Here is a 14,993-nt window from a genome sequence, read left to right as displayed (position 1 = left end):
CTGACACGAAGATCAATGAGGGGCTCAATCGTCGCCGCGCTCGTGTTCGGCCGCGACGCGATCGGCGACCGAGATCGCGGCTCGATACTGATCGGGCCAATTGACGTGGCGGTGCCAGCCTTGCTCTGCGGCCGCGTGGAGGGTCAGGTAGGGGTCGTAGAGGTGGGGTCGGGCGAGGGCGCACAGATCCGCGCGACCCGAGACGATGATCGTATTGACATGATCCCAACCCTGAATATTGCCGACGGCCATTGTCGCGACCGAGCGCAGTTCGTTCCGAATCCGATCACAAAATGGCGTCTGGAACATGCGACCATAGATCGGCTGGCCGTCGGGGTGGGTCTGGCCAGCGGACACGTCGATGAGGTCGCAGCCGTGCTCGTGGAACAGGCGCGCGACCTCGACGGCGCTGGCGCTCGACAGCCCGCCGGGCATCCAGTCGGTCGCCGAGATCCGCACGGACATCGGCTTGGTGCTCGGCCAGACCTCGCGGCACGCGTCGAAGACCTCGAGCGGGAAGCGCATGCGATTGGTCAGCGCGCCGCCGTACTCGTCGCCGCGCTCGTTGGTCAGGGGCGAGATGAAGCTGGCGAGCAGGTAGCCGTGGGCGGCGTGGACCTCGAGCAGATCGAAGCCGGCCGCGAGCGCGTGCTTTGTCGCGCGCACAAATTGCTGACGGATGTCGACCATGTCTGCGCGGGTCAGCGCCCGGGGCGTCTGCGAGTTCGCGCTCCACGCAAGTGGCGAGGGCGCGACCAGCTCCCAGGCGCGCTCGGGTGGCAGCGGGCCCGCGCCCTTCCACAGCAGCTCGGTCGCGCCCTTGCGCCCGGCGTGACCGAGCTGGATCCCGATCTTCGCCGGGCTGTAGCCGTGGACGTAGTCGACGACGCGCTTCCACCCGTCGGCGTGGGCCTGGCTCCACAGCCCGGTGCATCCGGGGCTGATCCGGGCCTCGGGCGAGACGTCCGTCATCTCGCAGATGACCAGCCCGGCCCCGCCCGTCGCCCGGCTGCCGATGTGGACGAGGTGCCAGTCGTTGGGCACGCCGTCTTCAGCCGAGTACATGCACATCGGGCTCACGACCACGCGGTTGTCGAGGCGCATGTCCTTGAGGGTGAAGGGCTGAAACATCGGCGGCGGGACCGGCTCGCTCGGGCTGAGCGACTCGCCGACCGAGGCCGCGAACCACCGATCGAGGCGCTCGACGTAGGCGGCGTCGCGGATGCGCAGGTTCTCGTGGGTGACCCGCTTGCTCCGCGTCATCATGCTCGCGACGAACTGCTCGGGCTCGAAGTGCTTGTAGCGCGAGATGTCCTCAAACCACCTCTGGCTGACCGAGGCGGCGCGCTGGAGCTTGGCGACGTCGAGGCGGCGGCGCTGCTCGTAGATCTTCAGCGACTCGGCCGCCGCGCGCCCGGGAGCCTCGGTCAGGGCCTCGACGAGGTGGATCGCGTCTTCCATCGCGAGCTTGGTGCCCGAGCCGATCGAGAAGTGCGCGGTGTGGGCCGCGTCGCCGATCAAGACCAGGTTGTCTCGCGACCAGCGCTCGCACTTGAGCTCGGGGAAGGAGATCCAGCGCGAGCGGTTGCCGAGCAGCCTGGCGCCGTCGAGCTCCTTGGCGAACAGCCGCTCGCAGTAGGCGATGCTCGCGGCCTCGTCGGCTTGATCGAGCCCGGCGTTGCGCCAGGTCTGCTCGTCGCACTCGACGATGAAGGTGCTGGTGTCGACGTCGAAGCGATAGGCGTGGACCTGGAACAGGCCGTGCTCGTTCTCGCGGATCAAGAAGGTGAAGGTGTCCCAGAGCTTGTCGCTGCCGAGCCAGATGAATTTGGCCCGGCCCGAGCTGATGCTGGTCTGGAAGGTGTCTTCGTAGCGCGCGCGGACCCGCGAGTTGACCCCGTCGGCGGCGATGATCACCCCGCAGTCGTTGAAGCGATCGAGGTCGTCGAGCTCGGTGTCGTACTCGATCTTGACGCCGAGCTCCTCGGCCCGCGCCGACAAGATGTCGAGCAGCTTCATGCGGCGGATACCCGCGAAGTCGTGGCCGCGCGAGGTAATGCAGCGATCCTTGAAGTGGACGTCGATCGCGTCCCAGCGCGCGAACGCGGCCGAGATCGACGCGAAGCTCTCGGCGTCCGCGTCGGCGAAGTGGCCCATGGTCTCCTCCGAGAACACGACCCCCCAGCCCCAGGTCACCCCGCGCGGGTTCTTCTCGACGACGGTGATGTTCGCGCCTGGTCGGGCCTTCTGGAGGAGAATCGCGCTATAGAGCCCCGCCGGACCCCCTCCGACAATACCGACCTTCGCGGGATCAGACGCTTCGTTCATCGTCGGGCAGTCTGCCACGGGCACACCGGCATCCGTCCAGCGAAAAGAGCTCGGGCATGATCACGAGCGATAGCGCGTCAGTTCACTCACGGGTACGCTGGCGTTGATGGACCGCGAGTTCGTTGGTGCCGCGGCGTTCGCTGGCGCGGCCGCGCTCGCGTACGAGACGCTGTGGACGCGGCTGCTCGGGCTTGCGCTCGGTCACGAGCAGCTCGGCGTGCTCTCGGTCTTGGCCGGCTTCTTCGCTGGGATGGCGCTCGGCGCCTGGCGAGCCCACGCGCGCGCCGACCAGCTCCGGGCGCCCGCGCGTGGCTTCGCGATCTTGCAACTGATCGCGGCCGCCTACGCGCTGGCGTCTCCGTGGCTGCTGACCTGGGTCGGGCGCTGGCTGCCCGCGGCGCTCGGAGACACGCCGAGCCCGGGGGTCTCGCTGTTGATCGCGGCGGCGCTCTTGCTGCCCGCGACGATCGCTGTGGGTGCCTCGCTGCCGGTCCTGGTCGCCGCGCGGCGGAAGATCGCCCGCGACGACGCGCGAGGGCTCGCGCGGCTCTACGCCCTCGACACCCTCGGCGCGACCCTCGGTGTGCTCGTGATGATCCACGTGCTGCTCCCGCGCCTCGGGATCCCTCTCGCCGCCGTGGTCGCGGCCGCGCTCGGCCTCGCCGCCGCGGGCCTGGCTCTGCGCGGCAGCGTGCCCGAGGCCGAAGGCAGCGGGGGCGAGGGCCCGGCCAGCGAGGGTCCGGTCGACGCCGACGCCGACGCCCACACCGACGCCCACGAGGACCCCGACGACGGCCTCTTGCGCGAGCGCTGGGTCCTCTACGCGACGATCGGCGCGACCGGCCTGCTCGGCCTCGGGCTCGAGGTCGTCGGCGTTCGGGTCCTCGCCCAGGTGTTCTCGGGCACGATCTATTCGTTCGCGGACCTGCTCGCGGTCTGGCTCCTGGGCACGGCGCTGGGCACAGCGATCTACGCGCGAGTGGTCGAGCGCGCGCTCGGGCGGCGGCCCGCGACGGTCCTGGTCGCGCTGCTGCTCGCGCTCGCGCTCACGGTCGCGCTCACGGCGATGGTCGCCAAGGCAGCGCCGACCCTGCTCGAGGCCCTCGCGCCCGCGCCCGCGGGCTGGGCTCGCCGACAGCTCGCCGAGCTCGCGACGACGGCGCTCGTGCTCGGCCCGGCGACGATGCTGATGGGCGCCTGCTTCGCCCACTTGCTCGTGCTGATCGCTGCGCCCGAGCGCGGCCGGAGCGAGCCGCGGCCGGTCGGCGGGGCGCTGGCGGTCAACGGGCTCGCGGCCGCGGCCGCGCCCTTGGTGTTCGGGCTCTGGGCCCTCGACGCGCTCAGCTACGCCGAGGCCTGGGCCGCGATCGCCTGGGGCTACTTGCTGCTCGCGCTTGCGATCGCGTGGCTGCGCCGCTTCCCGCCCCGGCAGCTGGCGCTCGCCTCGGTCGTCGGCGGGCTCACGATCTTGCTCGCGGGCGCGGGCGCGGGCTCGCTGGTGCTCGTCGACGACGAGGGCGACGCGTGGACGGTGCTCGAGCGCGTCGAGGCGCCGCTGGGCGTGGTCGGGGTCAGCCGCACGACGCAGGCGCCCGGCAGCCCCGAGCGCCCGCTGCTGCGTCTGCGCATCGACCAGCACTTCCGCATGGGCGGCGCGCTGAGCATCGGCGAGCGGCGCATGGGCCACCTGCCGCTGATCCTGGCCAGCGCGAGCCAGGCCCGGCCGCCGCGCTCGGTCGTGTTCCTTGGCCTGGGTACGGGCGCGACCGCGGGCGCTGGCCTCGCCTACCCGATCGAGCAGCTGAGCGCGGTCGAGCTGGTGCCCGAGGTCATCGAGATGCTGCCCTACTTCGAGGCCGTCAACGCCGGGCTCGCCGATGACCCGCGGGCGCGGGTGCTCGCGGCCGACGCCCGCCGCTTTCTTCGGGCCGACGCGGGCAGCCACGCGCTGATCGTCGCCGACTTGTTTCACCCGGCCCGCGACGGAGCCGGCAGCCTCTACGCGCGCGAGCACTTCGAGGCCGCGCGCGCGCGGCTCGAGCCGGGCGGGGTGTTCGTCCAGTGGCTGCCGCTCTACCAGCTCGACTGGTCCACGATCCGGGTGATCGTCCGGACCTTCGTCGAGGTCTTCCCCGAGGCCCACGCCATGCTCGCGCTCTACAACGCGCGCACGCCCGCGCTCGGGCTGATCGGCAGCGTCGAGCCGCTCGCGCTCGAGCTCGGGCGACTCGAGGCTGCGCTCGGGGATCCCGGGCGCGCGCAGCTCTACGCCGAGCTCGCGCTCCTCGACCCTCGGGATCTGCTCGCGGGCTACATGCTCGATCGCCCGGGCTTGGTCACGCTCGGCGCGGGCGCGCCGCTCAACGAGGATCTGCATCCGCGCGTGGATCTGTGGGCGCCGCGGGCCGAGCTCGGGCCGCTGACCGGGACCGAGAACCTCGAGCGCCTGCTCGCGCTGCGCCAGGCCTGGCCCGAGGGTCTTGTCGTCGACAGCGACGCCGCGCGCCTCGCCGCGTATCGAGCCGCGAGCGCCGGCTTCGCGGAGGCGCTTGGACACTATTTGAAGGGCGAGGCCGAGCTCCAGCGTCGGGTGGTCGCGGGTTCGCAAATTTGGACGCGCGAGGTCGTCGGGCATCACCTCGCGGCCTACCTGCGCGAGCCGGAGTTCTTGCCCCCGCGACCGCGGCTCTACGCCGCGGCGCAGGCCGAGCCGGACCTCGCGGAGTGGCTGCTGCCTGCGATGTTGGAGCGGACGCCCGACGAAGCCCGGGTCCACCGGGCGTGGCTGGCCCACCTCGCGCGCGTGGGGGACCAGGCCCGCTTCGACGCCGCGCTCGAGGCCGCGGAGGAGGCAAAGGCGCGGGCAGACCGGGCCGCCGTGCGAGAGGGCCTTCGCGCAAGGGGGGAGCGAGTCTGCGAGGAAGGGGAGGTGGGCACGCGGTGGCTGAGCGAAGATGGCTGCAACACCTGTGAGTGCTACGAGGGTGGCGTTCGAGGGTGCACGAAGAAGCTCTGCCCAGACCCGTCCAAGCCTCTCGACCCTCCTCCCGTCCGCATCCTCCGGCGGACTCCTCCGGCGTCGTCGAGCGGCGCTGACTGACGAGAGCTGGCTCGCGCCTGATCGGCGGGCGCAGCCGGCGAAGGGGTGAGTCTGGTGGTCGGACCCTGCTACCTTCCGCCCGTGGCAACCAGCGCCCTCCCTCCTCGCCAGCGCCTGCTCGACGCCCTCGACCAGCTCGCCGGTACCCGCGCCGTCGAGGCGCGCCTCGTCCTCCAAGCCGGCCCGGTCTACCTGATCTGGACCGCGCGCGGCTCCGGCGGTCTCATCGAGCACGAGAGCGTGTCGAGCACGGCGCTGCCCGCCTCCCACAAGCTCAGCAGCGCCCGCGGCATGCTCCTGCGCGAGTTTGGCTTCGCCAAGCGCAGCGGTCGGCGCAACTGGAAGCGCGAGCACGGCCGCGACCGGGCGAGCCTCGAGCGCAGCGCCGACGAGACCCTCGACATCCTCACCCGCGTCTACGGGGTCCACGGCCCGGACCAGCCCGAGCCGCCTTTCGGGCTCGCGCTCAGCGAGGATCGGACCGAGCACCCGCTCAACCCGGATCTGATCGCGGCCATGCGCGAGGTCGCCAAGCGCCGCGACGACCCCTCGCGGCGGGCGATGTACAGCGAGATGCTCAACGCGACCTTCCTCGTGCCGATCGACGCCGAGCTCGACGATGACGTCGAAGGCAGCGACGCGTTCCATGCGTTCGAGAAGCACGAGAGCGGCCGCCCGACCCTCGGCGTGTTCACGGACTGGGCCTCGCTGCGGCTGTGGGAGCCGCGCGGTCAGGAGTACTGGCCGATCCACGGGAGCCAGCTGTTCGAGATGGCGCTGGAGCGCGAGCCAGTGACCTTGCGCATCAATCCCAACGGCGACGTCGGAGGTGAGCTGTATGCGCACGAGCTCGAGGCCCTCGTACGGGCCGTGGCGAGCTTTCGACGCCGCCATCGCTGATCGCCGAGCTGGTGCGCGCTAGGACTGCGCCCATCGGCCGCGCCGGGCCGCAAGGCTGTCGCTTGTTGACCGCCGTGCGCGCCCCCAGAGTCGATCTGGAGGCACTGAAAAGCGATGACCCAGATGATCTACGGCGTTTTCAATACCCGCACCCAGGCCGAGACCGCGATTCAAGCGCTCGAGACCGAGGCCGGTCTCGATGGCGTCAACGCCCTCGTGCACGAGGAGTATCTGCGCGACGAGGACGTGCAGATGGGCGGTACGAACGCGCTCCGCGGGGCGATCTTCGGCGCGGTCGTGGTCAGTGTCGTCGCCGCCCTGATCGGCGGGGTGCTGTTGATCCCCGGCGCGGACCTCAGCGTCGGCTGGACTGAGTACATCTTCATGACGGTCGCGGGCACGATCATGGGCGTGACCGCGGGGGCGGTCGCGGGGGCCTCGGAGCCGCGCAAAGAGCTGGCCGCGCTCGCGGCCCGCCTGTCCGAGGGCAAGGTCCTGGTCACGATGGACGCCGACGACATCCCACCCGCGCTCGTCGTCGACCTCTTTGCGAAGAACGGCGCGGTCGAAGTAAAGGCAGCCTGATGCAGACGATCGGTGAGTGTATGACCAAGAACCCGGTGACGATCCCCGCGGATCTGAGCCTCGGTGACGCGGCCGCGCGGATGTTCGACCACGGCATCCGCCACCTGCCCGTCATCGACCAGGGCCACGTCGTCGGGCTTGTCAGCGAGCGTGACCTGGCCCTGGTCACGGGGATCCCCGGGGTCGACAAAGACCGGGTCGAGGTGACCGAGGCGATGAGCCCGCACCCCTACATCGTGGCTCCGAGCACCCCGCTCGCCCAGGTGGTCGCGGTCATGCACGAGCGCAAGCTCGGCACCGCGGTGGTCATGGAAGAGGGCGAGATGCGCGGGATCTTCAGCGTCGTCGACGCGCTCGAAGTGTTGATGCGGACGCTCGGCAGCGAGTAGTTGCTCAGCCGGCGTTGGCCTCGAGCCAACGCAGGAGCTCGCGGCGCAGCTGCTGGGCGTCGGGCCCCTCGGCCTCGTCGAGCAGCGCGACCCCGTCACGGGCCGACTGGCGGGCCTCGGCCAGCTCACCGCGATCGCGACCGGCCCGCAAGCGGGCGAGGTCCAGTCGAACCCGGGCGCGCACGAGCACGCCGGGCTCCGAGACCTCCTCCATCGCCCCGAAGCGATCGAGGAGCTGCCGGGCCTCGCGTCGCTCGCCCTGCTCGACGAGGGCGTGAGCGAGGGCCGCGAGGCTGGTCGCGATGTCGCGGTGGTCGGGCGCGAGCACGCGCTCACGGGTAGCGAGGGACTTGCGCAGCAGCGCCTCGCCCCGGCTGAGCTCGCCGATCCCGACGAGGGCGACGCCGAGATCGTGCTCGACCTCGGCGACCGTCGGGTGGTCGTCGCCGAGCACCCGCCGCTGGGTGTCGAGCACGAGCTCGAAATTCGCCAGGCCCTGCTCGCGCTCGCCGAGGTCGAGCTGCGTCAGCGCGAGGCCCCCGAGCGAGGTCATGGTGTCGCTGTGCTCGGCGCCGAGGGCCGCCGTTCGGCGCTCGTAGGCGCGGCGGTAGTAGTCGGCCGCGCGCTCGTAGTCGTGGAGCTGACGCAGGACCCGGCCGAGGTTGCTCCACGAGTTGGCGAGCTCGGGGTGCTCGGCGCCGAGGGTGCGCTCGTGGATCCCGAGCACGCGCAGGTGGGTGTCGCGGGCCTGCTCGAGCTTGCCGCGCTTGGTGTAGACCACGGCGAGGTTGTTGAGGCTGTTGGCGACGCTGGGGTGCTCGTCGCCGAGGCTGGCCTCGAAGATCCCCTGGGCGCGGAGGAACTCGACCTCGGCGAGATCGAGCTTGCCGAGGCTGTAGTGGGCGCTGGCGAGGTTGTTGAGGGCCGAGGCGACCTTCGGGTGCGTGGGCCCGAGCTCGCGCACGAGGGTGTCGACGACGAGCTGGAATTGCTCGGCGGCGTCCTCGGGCTTGCCGAGGCTCCACAGCGTCGAGCCGAGGCCCTTGCGCACGCGGATCTCGACCAGGCGCTCGTCCTCGCCGAGGGCTTTGGCGAGCGCGAGCGCGGCCTCGAGCTCGGTCCGCGAGCGCTCGAGCTCGCCCTGACGCCAGTGGGCGACGCCGACGAGGTACTCGAGCTCGACGCGGGCGCGGGACCGCTGGTCGTCGTGACGGTCGAGGATCGCGTCGGTGATCCCGGCCCAGTTCTGGGCGTCGTCGAAGTCTTGCTGGCGGTCGCCCGTGACCTGGACCAGGGCCGTGGCCGCGTCGACCGCGGCGTCCTCGTCGCCGGCCGCGAGCGCGCGGTAAAAGCCCTCGCGCAGGGTCTGCTCGGCCTCGTCGTAGGTCCCGGTCTCGGTCAGGTTCTTGCCCAGCTCGATCGCCGCGGCGGCCTGGATCGGCGTGTACTCGGTGAGCGCGGCCCGCGACTGGGCCTCGCGGGCGATGCCGAGGGCGCGCTCGTGATCGCCAGCGTCGCGGCGGGCGCGGGCGTGGGACAGCTCGCGGGCGATGTCGTCGACGCGCTCGGCGAGGGCCGGATCCTCGGGCGGCGCGACCCGAGCTCGGAGCGCGCGGTGGTTGGCGCACGACTCGATCGAGCGGAGGCGCGAGACCGCGGTGTAGCTGTTCTCGATCACGGTTGCGTCGGGCTCGAGCAGGACCTCCACGAGCACGTCGAGGCCGACCCGGCGCTCGTCGAGGCAGGCCATGCGCAGATCCAAGAGCGCCTCGGACTGCTCGCCGTGGACGTGGGTGGCCTCGCAGGCGTCGGTGTACATCGTCCGCCACTCGCTCGCGTACTTGTCGAGCCCGGCGAGGACCACGGGCAGGGCCTGATCCGCGAGCGGCACCCCCGAGCGAGCGAAGGCGCGCTCGAGCTGGGCGCGGCGGGCCTGATCCCAGGTCCCGGCCAGGCGCAGCTCGGCCCCGGCGCAGACCGGCTCGGGCTCGGGCTCGCTCAGGTAGCCCCACGCGCCGAAGCCGAGGGCCACGGCCGTCACGAGGCCGGCGGCCACGCGCCTGCGGATCCTCGGGGGATCGCGCTCGAGGATCGCGAGCAGCGCCCGCATGTCGGCGAAGCGCTGCTCGGGCTCGATCGCCAGGCCACGGTTGAGCGCGCGCGCGACCCCGCCTGGGATCCGGGTCTTGGCCGAGGCCTGGACCTCGCCGTTGCGCATGGCCTGCCACAGCGCGACCGGCGACTCGCCCGCGAAGGGCCGGCGACCGTGGATCGCCTCCCACAGCGCGACGCAAAACGAGAACTGATCGCTGCGTTCGTCGGTCCGCCCGCCCTCGAGCTGCTCGGGCGCCATGTAGGCCGGGGTCCCGATCAGCGCGCCAACGCGGGTCAGCTCGGTGTCGAGCGCCCGCGAGATCCCGCTGTCGGCGGTGGCCATGACCGCCCCGTCCGAGATCGACTCACGAGCGCCCGAGCTCGCCCGCGAGGACAGCGTGTAGGCCGCGGAGTGCTCGGCGATGCGGCCACGGACGATGTCGTCGGCGCTGTCTTCGATCCGCTCGATCTTGCCGACCGCGTGGGCGATGCCGAAGTCGAGCACGACCACGCGGCCGTCGCGAGCCACGAGCACGTTGTCGGGCTTGAAGTCGCGGTGGACCAGGCCCTTGGCGTGGGCGGCCGCGAGCCCGTGGCCGGCCTTGGCAAAGGTCGCGACGATCGTCTTGATCGGGCGGGTCTCGGCCGCGAGCCAGTCCGCGAGGGAGATCCCGTCGACGAACTCCATCGCGATGTACACGCGCTCGTCGAAGGTCCCGACGTCGTAGACCTGGATGACGTTCGGGTGCGAGACCCGGGCCAGGGCCTGGGCCTCGCGCAGCAGCCGGATCGTGCGATCTTTGGAGTGCTCGTCGTCGTGGAGCAGCTTGAGCGCGAGCTTGCGATCGAGGTCGGGATCGTAGGCCGCGTAGACCACCCCCATCGCCCCGGCGCCGAGCTCTTCGAGGACCAGGTAGCGTCCGATACGCTCGGGGATCTCGTCGTCGAAGCTCTCCCTCGAGACGCCGTCGCCGTCGATCGTGGCCGCGAGGGTCGCGTCGTCGAGGGACAGGAGCGACAGCATCGCGTGGGGACCCGGCTCGTCGCCGTCGATCGTACCCCGTCCGCCATTGCCCGCCACATGGCCTGGCTAGCTCAATCCTGTGGGTCAGACAAGCGCGGTGTGAACGCCGGATCGGAACAGCGCTTCAACGCGCTTGTCTGGGGGCCGGGCGGCGTTAGCCGGGCCCGGCGAGAGTCAATCGCAGATGGCTCCGTGGGCGACTCGAGCGATGAGGCGGCGCGAGGCATTGCACCCCGGGCTGCTAGGATGACTCCGACGTGATCCCCCGCAAGATTCGCATCCGATAGTCGTCCGGGATGCCGTGCTCGCGCATCCCAATCACGTAGTGCTCGACGTATGCCGACGTGGGGGCGAGGCCGGGGACGATCGTGTGGGCCTCGAAGCTCGTCACTCGAGTCGCAGTGGCGCCGACGAGCGGGACGGGCAGCGAGGTCTGGCGATAGCCGAGCTCGAAGTCGACCAGGCGCGCGAGCTGTCGATCGTCGAGTTCGTAGACCACGCCCCAAACGGACTCGCCCAGATGAAGCTCGATGTTCCCCTTGCCGCTCCCGTCGGTGCCCAGCTTCGAGAAGCGATGGCGATAGCCCTCGAGTCGAGCGGGGCCGAGCACGAGGGTCGGGCCGACCCGCTGCTCGAGCCGGGCCCTCGACATGTTGGAGCCGTAGGCGAAGTAGCGCACCCACGGAGTCTAGCCCTGAATCAAGCGCTGCTAGACGACGCAACGCGCGCGTTGACCGTGAGCTGCCCAGCTTCACGCTCGACTGACTCACCCGTGATTGCTGGAGATCGCCCTGCGCCGCCGGGGCTGAGCCCGTCGCCGGACTCGGACACGACAGCGCCCCTCGGCGGCGCCGACGGGGCGCTGTTGTCACTCGCCTCGGCTCAGGGGTATTTGTCGCCGACGTCGCACATGAAGCGGTCGCTGCTGTAGCCGTCACCGGCGATGTCGTTGTGCCAACTGATCGAGCCGTCCATGTTCCAGTCGTAGTACATCGACCCGTGGGTGCTGTTGTCGCCGTTGGGCTCGGAGATGTTGTTGACCTCGTGGACCCACCAGTCCTCGCCGTCGCTCGCACCCCAGCCGCAGTTGATGTTGCTCGAGTTCATCGGCTGCTGCGAGCAGCTCGCCCCTTGCTGGCTCGGGTAGATGCCGAGGATGCGCATGTAGTTGACGCTGGCGTCGGGTCCGATGGTGCCGTCGTTGGCGATCGCCCAGCCCGACAGGAGGTGGGCCTCGGTCCGCGGGATCCACAGCTGCATGCCCCGGCCCGCGCAGTAGGTCTCTGCGTCGGCGGCGAACTGTGCTTGCTCGGGGTTGACCTTCAAGAAGGTGTAGCCGCCGCCGTCGGTGCTCATGTCGCAGTGGACCTCGAGGGGATCGCCGTCGAAGCCGTCGGGCTTGATCAGGTAGGTCCCGTCGCCCAGCTGGTCGTCGTAGTTGGAGATCGTCAGGCAGCTGTGGGGGATCTCGCAGCTGCCGAGGCAGCCGTCGGTGGCGTCGTCGTTTTGATCGTCACAGGTCTCGGGTCCATTGATCTCGCCGTCGCCGCAGCTCGGGCCGGCGCTCAGGCAGTCGCCGTTGCAGCTGCCGTAGGAGCCGTCGTTGATGCCGTCGTCGCAGACCTCGTCGCCGCTGACCATGCCGTCGCCGCAGACGTCGACGTCGCCGTCACCGTCGCCGTCGCCGTCGCCGTCGCCGTCTCCATCTCCAGTGTCGCCGTCGCCGTCTCCAGTGTCGCCGTCGCCGTCGCCGTCGCCGTCGCCGTCTCCAGTGTCGCCGTCGCCGTCTCCAGTGCCGCCGTCGCCGTCTCCAGTGTCGCCGTCGCCGTCACCGTCTCCGGGGTCGCCGTCGCCGTCACCAGGGTCGCCGTCGCCGTCGCCCTGGTCGGCGGTCCCGGTCTCGTTGGTGTCGCCGTCGCCGTCGCCGTCGCCGTCGCCGGTCTCGGTGTCCGCGTCGCCGCTCGAGCTCTCGGCGACGTCGTCGGCCGGACACCCCAGGGTGAAGCAAGCAGTCATGCTCAGCGCGAGCAGGGAAGACCATCGATCATGGGTGTTCATGGTCCGCAATCATTCTGCGAAAGCGGTCACATGTCGATGTGCGTTTTAGCGAGGGGCGAATCCAACCGGGCAACGCATGCAAGACGGCGAACACCTGGCGACAATTGCCCCTCGCGAGGTTGGCGAGGTTGGCAAGGGTGCCAGGATTAGTTCGGCCCGAGTGTGGTCCAATGTGGACTGTAGGCAACCTGCCCCACCGCGCGCGTGTTCGCGCCGCGTGTTCGCTTTCGCCTCGGCGGACGCAGCTGCTTGGGCAAGAAGTCATGGGCGAAGCCGACGTTGAAATAGAAGGTTCGCGGCCGCCCGACGAGGATCCCGGCGTTGCGATCGTCGGTCCGTGAGAAGTAGCGGGTGTCGCCGACGTTCTTGATCCCGCCTGTGAACTCCAGCCGCCAGCCCCGCGGCAGCGGCGCTTGGACCCGAGCCCACAGGTTGACGACCGCGTAGGCGGGGATCGGCCCGTAGGCGGCGGTGTCTTGATCCTCGATCTCGCGGTTCTCGTAGTCGGTGTACTGGCGCCCGGTGTAGCTGAAGTCGGCGCCAAACTGGAGGCCGAAGTCGAAGCCGTAGCTGGTCCCGGCCCAGGCCTCGTGCTCGGGGTACCACGGCATCTGGCTGCCCGAGTAGGTCAGCCCGACGATGTGGCTGTCGGTCCAGCCGTAGCCGGCGTAGAGCTCGAGATCTCCGACTTGATCCCAGACCTCGCCGGGGTACCACGACAGCTCGCTCTCGACGCCCCAGATGTGGATCTTGGGGATCACGTCGAAGCTGTCCTGGCCGACGTCGATGAAGTTGGTGAACTCCTTGTACCAGCCGGTGACCTCACCGTAGACGCCGCCGAGCTCGAGGGCCTTGAGCCCGAGCTCGGCGCTGTTGGAGGTCTCGGCGTCGAGCTGGGACTCGTCGCCCGCGACGCTGAGCTGGACGTACTGCGGCGGCCCGAACGAGCGCCCGTACGCGGCGAAGAGGGCGAATTCATCGATCGGCGCGTACCAGACCGAAGCCGCGGGGAGCGGCGCGGCGTAGTGCCGCTCGATCGGATCTTCGGCGCCGAGGTTGTCGCGCCGCGCGACGTGGATGTACTCGAAGCGAAGGCCGACATCGATCGCGAGATCACCACCGAGGAAGATCAGCTTCTCGTTGACGTAGCCGGCGTAGGCGCTCGAGCGCGCGTCGACGTCTTTGGACAGGACCTCGGCGACGAGATCCTCGGTGTACTCCTCGAGCGAGGCGAGCTCGTAGGCCGCGCGGGCGCCGACCGAGAGCTGGTGGGAGAAGTCGATCTTGGCCGCGTCGAAGCGCATCGACCAGCGCGGCTCGAGGCCCATGACGTTGAACAGGCGGGGGTTGGTCACGAGCTCGTCGATGAGCTCGCGCTCGAGCGCGGCGTTGCTGGCGATCGTCGTGCTCCGGTAGCTGTGGTTGTACCAGCCGATGATCTTCAGATCCTGGCGATCGCTGATCTGGGCGTCGAGCTTGAGCGCCGTCCCGGCCCGCATGCCGCGAAACTGGTCGAAGGGGCGCTGGCTCTGGAAGGGGTCCTCGTCGTAGGCCTGGCGCGACAGCCCGCCCGGGAGCTCGCTGTCCTCGAAGTAGCCGTGGGTCATGGACTCGAGCCGGACCCGGGGGTTGAACTGCCAGGCGAACTTGGCGAGGCCGCCGTGGACGAGCTTGTCGCTGTGCTCGCGCCAGCTGCTGCCGACGCGCGGCGCGTACTCGAGGTACATGCCGAAGCGTCCGTGGGTCGCCCCGTAGGCGCCGCCGAGCGAGAAGTCGAGGTTCGAGTCGCCGGCCGCGAACACCGACACGCTCGGGTGCTCGGGGATCGGGTTGGACACGAGGTTGAACACGCCGCCCGAGGTCTGGGGACCGTAGCGAGCCGTGGCCCCGCCGCGGACCACGTCGATCTTCGCGATCGAGAACAGCGAGAGCGGGAACAAGCTCAGCTGCGGCTGACCGTAGGGCGCGGGCGCGATCGGGATCTCGTCGAGGAGCACGGTCGCGCGCGAGCTCAGGCGCGGGTTGACGCCGCGGACCGCGACCTGGAGTTTGGTGTCCTGGCTGCCGAGGCCCGAGTTGCCCTCGACCGTGCGCACGCCGGGCTTGCGCGCGAGGGCCTCGCCGACGTTGGTCGCCCCGCGCTCGAGCATCTCTTGCTTGCCGACGACCGTGCGCCCGCCCGCGTGGGTGAACACGTCGAAGGCCTCGCCGTCGCCGAGCGCGCTGGCGTCGACGACGATCACGCGGGGCTCCTCGCCGGCCTCGAGGTCTTCCTCGAGGTCCTCGTCGACGGGGATCTCGTCGTCCGCTGGTGGCGCGGCCTCGGGCTCCGGGCTGAGCTCGGGCGCCGGGGGCTCGGGCTCGGGCTCGGGCTCGGGCTCGGGCTGGGGCGAGCTCGACCCGGGCGCGAAGATGTCGACGGGCGCGATCTCGTCGCGCGAACGCTCGATCTCGACGCCGTCGGCGGCCGGCGGCCCAACCCAGCACAGCCAGACGATCAACGCATGCATCGCGG

9 protein-coding genes are annotated in these 14,993 nt (G+C 70.6%); 4 read left to right on the top strand and 5 right to left on the bottom strand.

The genetic code is table 11. The annotated features are described in order from the left end of the window. Nucleotides 1-24 precede the first annotated feature (24 nt). Complete coding sequence (locus ENSA5_RS17835; protein ID WP_106392914.1) at nucleotides 25-2,328, bottom strand: bifunctional salicylyl-CoA 5-hydroxylase/oxidoreductase; 2,304 nt, start codon at nucleotides 2,326-2,328, stop codon at nucleotides 25-27. Nucleotides 2,329-2,434: 106 nt separating this feature from the next. On the opposite strand from ENSA5_RS17835, the gene ENSA5_RS17830 reads away from it, so the two are divergent. The 4 genes from ENSA5_RS17830 to ENSA5_RS17815 all read left to right on the top strand — a co-directional run bounded on the left by ENSA5_RS17830 (nucleotide 2,435) and on the right by ENSA5_RS17815 (nucleotide 7,302). Next, nucleotides 2,435-5,428: a spermine/spermidine synthase domain-containing protein gene (locus ENSA5_RS17830; protein ID WP_106392880.1), complete on the top strand. Its 2,994-nt coding sequence runs from the start codon at nucleotides 2,435-2,437 to the stop codon at nucleotides 5,426-5,428. A gap of 81 nt (nucleotides 5,429-5,509) precedes the next feature. Continuing rightward, on the top strand, nucleotides 5,510-6,328 hold the full coding sequence (locus ENSA5_RS17825; protein WP_146155824.1) for an SseB family protein: 819 nt from the start codon (nucleotides 5,510-5,512) through the stop codon (nucleotides 6,326-6,328). A 123-nt stretch (nucleotides 6,329-6,451) separates the two neighbouring features. Continuing rightward, nucleotides 6,452-6,913, top strand: coding sequence for a hypothetical protein (locus ENSA5_RS17820; protein WP_181197870.1), 462 nt, complete (start codon nucleotides 6,452-6,454; stop codon nucleotides 6,911-6,913). 20 nt (nucleotides 6,914-6,933) lie between these two features. After that, on the top strand, nucleotides 6,934-7,302 hold the full coding sequence (locus ENSA5_RS17815; RefSeq protein ID WP_181197869.1) for a CBS domain-containing protein: 369 nt from the start codon (nucleotides 6,934-6,936) through the stop codon (nucleotides 7,300-7,302). Between the two features lie 4 nt (nucleotides 7,303-7,306). On the opposite strand, the gene ENSA5_RS17810 is transcribed toward ENSA5_RS17815, so the two are convergent. The 4 genes from ENSA5_RS17810 to ENSA5_RS17795 all read right to left on the bottom strand — a co-directional run bounded on the left by ENSA5_RS17810 (nucleotide 7,307) and on the right by ENSA5_RS17795 (nucleotide 14,988). Beyond that, complete coding sequence (locus ENSA5_RS17810) at nucleotides 7,307-10,477, bottom strand: serine/threonine-protein kinase (protein ID WP_106392876.1); 3,171 nt, start codon at nucleotides 10,475-10,477, stop codon at nucleotides 7,307-7,309. A 184-nt stretch (nucleotides 10,478-10,661) separates the two neighbouring features. Continuing rightward, on the bottom strand, nucleotides 10,662-11,099 hold the full coding sequence (locus tag ENSA5_RS17805; protein WP_106392875.1) for a gamma-glutamylcyclotransferase family protein: 438 nt from the start codon (nucleotides 11,097-11,099) through the stop codon (nucleotides 10,662-10,664). 203 nt (nucleotides 11,100-11,302) lie between these two features. Next, nucleotides 11,303-12,478 carry a fibrinogen-like YCDxxxxGGGW domain-containing protein gene (locus tag ENSA5_RS17800; protein WP_258182897.1) on the bottom strand — a complete coding sequence of 392 codons (1,176 nt, stop codon included), beginning with the start codon at nucleotides 12,476-12,478 and terminating at the stop codon, nucleotides 11,303-11,305. Nucleotides 12,479-12,624: 146 nt separating this feature from the next. Beyond that, nucleotides 12,625-14,988 (bottom strand): TonB-dependent receptor family protein, encoded by a 2,364-nt coding sequence (locus tag ENSA5_RS17795; protein ID WP_146155823.1) that lies wholly within the window; start codon nucleotides 14,986-14,988, stop codon nucleotides 12,625-12,627. Between the last annotated feature and the right edge of the window lie 5 nt (nucleotides 14,989-14,993).

Origin of the sequence: Enhygromyxa salina, from assembly GCF_002994615.1 — a bacterium.
Taxonomy (GTDB): Bacteria; Myxococcota_A; Polyangia; order Nannocystales; family Nannocystaceae; genus Plesiocystis; species Plesiocystis salina_A.
Note: the sequence above shows the minus strand (reverse complement) of the source record. Positions and strands in the feature narration are given on the sequence as shown.